We start from the raw sequence: 592 nt of genomic DNA on the forward strand, positions 1-592 counted from the left end.
CTTCGCTTTTTTTAACTAAACTCAATAATGGAGTTATCAATGAGTTATAGATGGGCACTTTTTCGTCATAATTATTCATTTATAGGCGCCGCTTTCGAACTGTTTATTGTAGCGCTTTGTGTTTTTTCATTGGCGTTACCTCTTGTATCTGAAAGCTTGTTTACCTTACAAATCTCATCAGCATTACTGCTCTTGTGCTTTTTCTTGATGTTCACCTTCGCTCGAAGTGACAAATTACGTAGTTCGATGCATTAACTTATTGTTTTTATCTAGCTGCACCTATATCAAACCCAAATTACACCTTTTTTGACTAGCGCGGTCTTATTAACCGCGCGTCTTTATCTGGCCAACTTCTCGTTCTATTTCCATTCAAAAGATTTTGTTTATCAGCAAATTAGCTTCGGTCTGCTCAATGCCCTCGATAGAGCGTATTCGGCCTAGCACGCCACCCAACATTGAAAGGTTTGGGCTGCGCAGATTGGCTATCAGGTCCCATTTTCCATTCGTGTGATACACGCTTAATACCTCAGGAAAACTCTGCAGGTTCTTAAGTACATTGTTCTCATCCTTTGCTGCTACACAAATGCTAATG

General features: G+C 39.9%; 1 protein-coding gene. It reads right to left on the reverse strand.

Annotated features, from left to right (window positions below):
• Positions 1-369 precede the first annotated feature (369 nt).
• Positions 370-592 (reverse strand): Lrp/AsnC ligand binding domain-containing protein (locus KIV40_RS30460; RefSeq protein ID WP_285353008.1); only part of this gene is annotated, 223 nt, incomplete at its 5' end.

This window comes from Vibrio sp. D173a, assembly GCF_030248475.1.